The sequence below is a fragment of the Hydrogenophaga sp. genome (assembly GCF_041633695.1).
GTDB lineage: Bacteria > Pseudomonadota > Gammaproteobacteria > Burkholderiales > Burkholderiaceae_C > Hydrogenophaga.
The window spans coordinates 1-5669 of record NZ_JBFJMY010000277.1; the positions used below are offsets into that span (position 1 = coordinate 1).

Sequence of the window (5669 nt, forward strand, 5' to 3'; positions counted from 1 at the left end):
AAAGCGAAAATCGCCCCCAGCGAGGACAGTTTTTGCCGGATGTGCAGCCCCATAGCCCGGCTATGGGGCAAATAGACGGTGAAAAATGGACCGCTGCGGGCGATTTGCAGCCGACGCCTCTTCTGCCGCGCAGGCTCCTAGGCGTCTGCACGGCAGAAGAAGCGCCGGCTCCTAGGCCGACACCGAAACGGTGCGTTCGCTGACGCACTTGGGTGCGTCGGCCGCCACACGCAGGCCATCCGCGCACAAGATTTGTGCGCACATCTTGCATACAAGACTGATTCGGCATGGCACGGAATTCGCGTAAGACACCGGCATATGGTGAATTCCACAGTCATTGCCCAACGCATCGTCGAAGCCATCCTGGCGCAGCGCCTGGCGCCTGGCGCGCGCCTGGGGGAACAAAGCCTGTCGCTGCTGTTCGATTGCAGCCGCACCCAGGTGCGCGAGGCGCTGATGCGTCTGGCCGCACGCGGCATCGTCACCGTGAGCTCGCGGCGCGGCTGGTTCGTGGTGGAGCCCTCGCACGAGGAAGCCCGCGAAGCCTTTGAAGCCCGCCGCGTGATCGAAATGGGTCTGATCCGCCAGGCCGGTCCCATGGACAAAACCGCCCTGAAACGGTTACGCGACCACATCCAGCAAGAGAAGAAGGCGCTCAAAGGCGCGGACGTGGGGCAGCGCAGCTACCTGCTGGGTGATTTCCATGTCTGCCTGGCCGAATGCCTGGGCAACCAGTTGCTGGCCGACACGCTGCGCGATTTCACCGCCCGCACCACGCTGATCGCCATGCTCTACCAGTCCACCCACGACGCCCACCAGTCCTGCGAAGAACACGTGGCGATCGTGGAAGCCCTGGCGCGCGGCGACGCCGAAACCGCAGAACGCCTGATGCAGGCCCACATCGGGCAGGTGCAGGCCGCGCTGCGCCTGGGCAGCCACACCGACCCGCTGGCGCACCTGCGCGCCGCGCTCGCGCCGCTCAAAGAAGCCAGCCCCAGCGCCCAACGGGCGACCCGAAACAAGACCTCTCCCCCACCCCCTGAAACCTACTTAGGAGCCTTGCTATGAACTTCTCAAAACGCCAATTCGTCGCCGCCACCCTGGCCCTCAGCGCCGGCCTGGGCAGCCTGGGCGCGGCCCACGCACAGTCCGGTCTCGACGATGTGATGAAGGCCAAAGTCATCAAAATCGCCATCCCCACCGACTTCCCCCCCTACGGCTTTGTCGGCACCGACCTGCAACCCCAGGGCCTGGATGTGGACACCGCCAAAATGATCGCGGCCAAACTGGGCGTCAAGGTGGAACTGGTGGCGGTGACCAGCGCCAACCGCATTCCCTACCTGCAGACCAAGAAGGCCGACCTGGTCATCTCCACCCTGGGCAAGAACCCCGAGCGCGAAAAGGTGATCGACTTCACCGCCGCCTACTCGCCTTTCTTCCAGGCGGTTTTCGCGGCCAAGTCCTTGGGCATCAGCGGCTTTGCCGATCTCGCCGACAAGACCGTGGGCGTCACACGCGGCGCCATCGAAGACCAGGAACTCACCAAGCTCGCACCCGCCAACGCCGACATCAAACGCTTCGAAGACAACAACGCCACCGTCTCGGCCTTTGTCTCGGGCCAGGTGCAATTGATCGCCACCGGCGCTTCGGTGGCCGGCAACATGATGGCGCGCAACCCGCAGCTGGGCACCGAGTTCAAGCTGCTGCTGAAAGACAGCCCCAACTTCATCGGCGTGGCCAAAGGTGAAGACGCTTTGCGCACCAAGGTGAACGAGATCATTGCGGCGGCAAAAGCCTCGGGCGAGATCGACACCATGGCCAAGAAGTGGCTGGGTCGTCCGGCGGGCAAGCTGCCGGAATGAATATGGCCCCCACGCTCCACCGCTGCGCGGGTCGCTGCCCCCCAAGGGGGCTGATCCGGCTTGGGGCGGCCCAGCGCCGGATCGAGGCGCCCACGCTCCACCACTGCGCGGGTCGCTGCCCCCCAAGGGGTTGCAACGGATGGATCTGACACACCGCATTTGCTGAGAAAACCATGCGCATCGAACTCGACTTTCTCGCCGTGTTGCAGCAGTGGCCGTTGCTGGCCAAGGGTGTTGTCTGGACCCTGGGCCTCACCGCCGTCTCGGCCGTGATCGGTCTGCTGCTGGGCACCTTTTGCGCCTGGGCGCGCAGCAGCGGCCCGCTGTGGTTGCGCTGGGTGGTGGGCACATATGTGGAGCTCATCCGCAACACACCCTTCATCGTGCAGCTCTTTTTCGTGTTCTTCGGCCTGCCCGCCGCGGGCGTGAAACTCACGCCGGAGATCGCGTCCGTGATCGCCATGGTGATCAACCTCGGGGCCTACTCGGCCGAGATCGTGCGCGCCGGCATCGAGGCCACGCCCAAGGGGCAATTCGAGGCCGCCGCGAGCCTGGCCTTGTCCAAGGTGCAAACCTTTTTCCATGTGGTGTTGCCACCCGCGCTGAAGAAGGTGTGGCCCGCGCTGACCAGCCAGATCATCATCGTCATGCTCGGCTCGGCCGTTTGTGGCCAGATTTCGACCGAAGAACTGAGCTACGCCGCCAACCTGATCCAGAGCCGCAACTTCCGCGCCTTTGAGGCCTTCATCGTCGCCACCGGCCTGTACCTGCTGCTGTCCATCGGCGTGCGCGGTCTGCTCAACTGGGCCGGACCGCGGTTCCTGTTTGGCGGGCGGCGATGAACACCCCACAGCACCGCCTCGCAACCCACGCACAAACACAGGAACACCGCCATGGTTGACTTTTCTTTGTGGGACATTTTTCGCAACCTGCTGCTGGCCGCGCGCTGGACGGTGGGCCTCTCGCTCATTGCCTTCGTCGGCGGCGGCCTGGTCGGGCTGGCGCTGCTGGTGGCGCGCACCGCGCGCTGGCCCGGCGCCGAGCGCTTCGTGGGCGCTTACGTGCAACTCTTTCAGGGCACACCGCTGCTCATGCAGCTCTTTCTCGCCTACTTCGGCCTGGCCTTGTTCGGCGTCGACACCTCGGCCTGGACGGCAGCATCGGTGGCGCTCACGCTCTACACCAGCGCCTATCTGGTGGAGATCTGGCGCGGCTGCGTGGCCGCCATTCCGCGCGGCCAATGGGAAGCGGCACAAAGCCTGGCGCTGAGCTTCGACGAGCAGCTGCGCTACATCGTGTTGCCCCAGGCCACACGCATCGCCATCGCGCCCACCGTGGGCTTTCTGGTTCAAGTGGTCAAAGGCACGGCGCTGGCCTCGGTGATCGGCTTTGTGGAGCTGACCAAGGCCGGCACCATGATCACCAACGCCACCTTCAAACCTTTCCTGGTCTACAGCTGCGTGGCCCTGCTCTACTTTGCGCTGTGCTTCCCGGTGAGCCTGTATGCGCGCTCGCTGGAAAGGAAGCTGAATGTTGCCCGTTGAACCCAGCTGCACGCCGCCCATGGCGGTTCAACACCACCCGCAGCCTGGCCCCGCCCATTGCGAAACACCCCCGAACCCGACCACGGCCCAACGCATGGAGACCACCCAATGAACGCCCTTGCCACCCCGTTGCCCACGGACACCAGCAGCGCCCAACGCGCCATCGTCGACATCCAGCAGTTGCGCAAGTCCTATGGCAGCAACGAGGTGCTCAAGGGCATCGACCTGCAGGTGCAACCCGGCGAAGTCATTGCCATCATCGGCAAAAGCGGCTCGGGCAAGAGCACGCTGCTGCGTTGCATCAACGGCTTGGAGGAATTCCAGGCCGGTGCGCTCTCGGTCGACGGAAAGCCTTTGCTGCACGGCAATGCCGCGGCCATGCGCGAACTGCGCCAGCACGTGGGCATGATTTTCCAAAGCTTCAACCTGTTTCCGCACCTGTCGGTCGGTAAAAACGTGATGCTCGCGCCCAGCCTGGTGAAAAAGACCGACACCCAGACCGGCGAACAACATGCGCGCCAGTTGCTGGAACGCGTGGGCCTGGCCGAAAAATTCGACGCCTTTCCCGACCAGCTCTCGGGTGGCCAGATGCAGCGCGTGGCGATTGCCCGCGCGCTGGCCATGCAACCCAGCGTGTTGTTGTGCGACGAAATCACCTCGGCACTCGACCCCGAACTGGTGGGCGAAGTGCTGCGCGTGGTGGAGTCGCTGGCGGTCGAGGGCATGACGCTGCTCATGGTCACGCACGAAATGAGCTTTGCGCGCAAGGTGAGCAACCGCGTGATCTTCATGCACCAGGGCCGGGTGCATGAAATGGGACCGCCGGCCGAGCTGTTCGGCGCGCCCAAAACGCCGGAACTGCAACAGTTCCTGTCGTCCATCACCGACTGAGCACGGCGCACCGGATCGCGGATCGGATTCGAACGCCCAACAAAAAGGCCACCCTTGCGGTGGCCTTTTTCGTGCGGGAGCAGCGGGATCAGCTCTGCAGCGCGGCCCACATTTCCTGGTCGCGCTCGGCGGTCCAGATGCGCGGGTTCTTGATGCCACTGGCTTCGTCGTAGGCGCGCGAAACGTCGAAGGGCAGGCAGTGTTCGTAAATGAACACGTGGCCGAACACCGGGTCCATGCTCTTGCGGGTGAGCGCCATGGCGGCTTTCAAGTCCATCTTGGCGGCGGCGGCTTCTTTGCCGGCGGCGAACAAGGTGGTGACCCAGCGCTTCGTATAGTCCAGCGCCTTGTTCACGTCGGCGTTGCCTTTCATGGCTTCGCCGCGACCGGGCACGATGTATTCGGCGTTCAGAGCGCGCAGCGCTTCCAGCGTGGCGGGCCATTCTTCCAGTTGCGCGTCACCGGTGTAAACGCCGGCTTCGTACTCCACCAGGTCGCCGCTGAACAGCACCTTTTCGGATTCCACCCAGGCGATGGTGTCGCCTCGGGTATGGCCTGCGCCCGGGTGCCAGATCTGCACCTTCACGCCGCCCAGGTCCACTTCAAGGCTGCCTTGGCGACCGGGCTTGCCGTCGCCCACCACCAGGGTGGGCCAGGTGAGGCCGGGCACGCTCTCGGCGCCACGGAACAGGCGCGGGAAGCGCTCCATCTCGCTTTGCATGTCTTGCGCGCCACGCTCCACGATGAGTTCGTAGGTGCCCTGGCTGGCGATCACTTCGGTCGCGCCTTCGGCCACGTAGGCGCTGGCGCCCAGCACGCGCACCGCGTGGTAGTGGGTGAGCAGCACGTATTTGATCGGCTTGTCGGAGACGGTGCGGATCTGCTTGATGAGGTCGCGCGCCAAGGCCGGGGTGGCGGTGGCGTCGCTCACCATGATGAATTTTTCGCCAATGATCACGCCCGAGTTCGGGTCGCCTTCGGCGGTGTAGGCCCAGCAGTGGGGGCTGAGTTGCTCAAAAGTGATTTTTTTGTCTTCCAGGTCGGCCTGGGAAGCGAAGGCTTTGCTCATGAAAGGTCTCCTTGTGCGGGGCGGGTGGTAGCGGTCGTGCAGAAAGGGGGTGATTTTACCTAAACGAAACCGATTACGTATTCTTAAACACCGATGCCCCGGTGAAAGTGGGGGTCAAGGTGCGCCCAGGCCGTGTTCGAGCACGTTCACGACCTCGTCTGCAAAGGCGTTGTAGCTCATGGTGCCACCAGGGCGCAACCAGGTGAAGGTCCAGTTGATCATGCCGAACAGCATCATGGTCAGCGCGGTCTGGTTGCTGGGCGTGATGCGGTCCGGGTAGGCGCGCTTGAGGAAGCGGGTGAA

6 protein-coding genes and 1 pseudogene are annotated in these 5669 nt (G+C 64.0%); 5 read left to right on the top strand and 2 right to left on the bottom strand.

The window, feature by feature from the left end; translation table 11 throughout:
• The first annotated feature begins 318 nt into the window (after nt 1–318).
• The 5 genes from ABYB95_RS15820 to ABYB95_RS15840 all read left to right on the top strand — a co-directional run bounded on the left by ABYB95_RS15820 (nt 319) and on the right by ABYB95_RS15840 (nt 4297).
• Nucleotides 319–1068: a GntR family transcriptional regulator gene (locus ABYB95_RS15820; RefSeq protein ID WP_372659521.1), complete on the top strand. Its 750-nt coding sequence runs from the start codon at nt 319–321 to the stop codon at nt 1066–1068.
• Nucleotides 1065–1862, top strand: a complete 798-nt coding sequence (locus tag ABYB95_RS15825) for a transporter substrate-binding domain-containing protein (protein ID WP_372659522.1) — start codon at nt 1065–1067, stop codon at nt 1860–1862. The genes ABYB95_RS15820 and ABYB95_RS15825 overlap by 4 nt, the downstream gene beginning before the upstream one ends.
• A 173-nt stretch (nt 1863–2035) precedes the next feature.
• Nucleotides 2036–2704 carry an amino acid ABC transporter permease gene (locus tag ABYB95_RS15830; RefSeq protein WP_372659523.1) on the top strand — a complete coding sequence of 223 codons (669 nt, stop codon included), beginning with the start codon at nt 2036–2038 and terminating at the stop codon, nt 2702–2704.
• A gap of 51 nt (nt 2705–2755) precedes the next feature.
• Nucleotides 2756–3406: an amino acid ABC transporter permease gene (locus ABYB95_RS15835; protein ID WP_372659524.1), complete on the top strand. Its 651-nt coding sequence runs from the start codon at nt 2756–2758 to the stop codon at nt 3404–3406.
• Nucleotides 3407–3514: 108 nt separating this feature from the next.
• Nucleotides 3515–4297: an amino acid ABC transporter ATP-binding protein gene (locus ABYB95_RS15840; RefSeq protein ID WP_372659525.1), complete on the top strand. Its 783-nt coding sequence runs from the start codon at nt 3515–3517 to the stop codon at nt 4295–4297.
• A gap of 88 nt (nt 4298–4385) precedes the next feature.
• Here the strand turns inward: ABYB95_RS15840 and ABYB95_RS15845 are convergent, their stop codons facing one another.
• Entirely contained in the window at nt 4386–5366 is a 981-nt protein-coding gene (locus ABYB95_RS15845) for an MBL fold metallo-hydrolase (protein WP_372659526.1), read from the bottom strand.
• 114 nt (nt 5367–5480) lie between these two features.
• Nucleotides 5481–5669, bottom strand: a pseudogene (locus ABYB95_RS15850) (TetR/AcrR family transcriptional regulator); the annotation flags it as partial.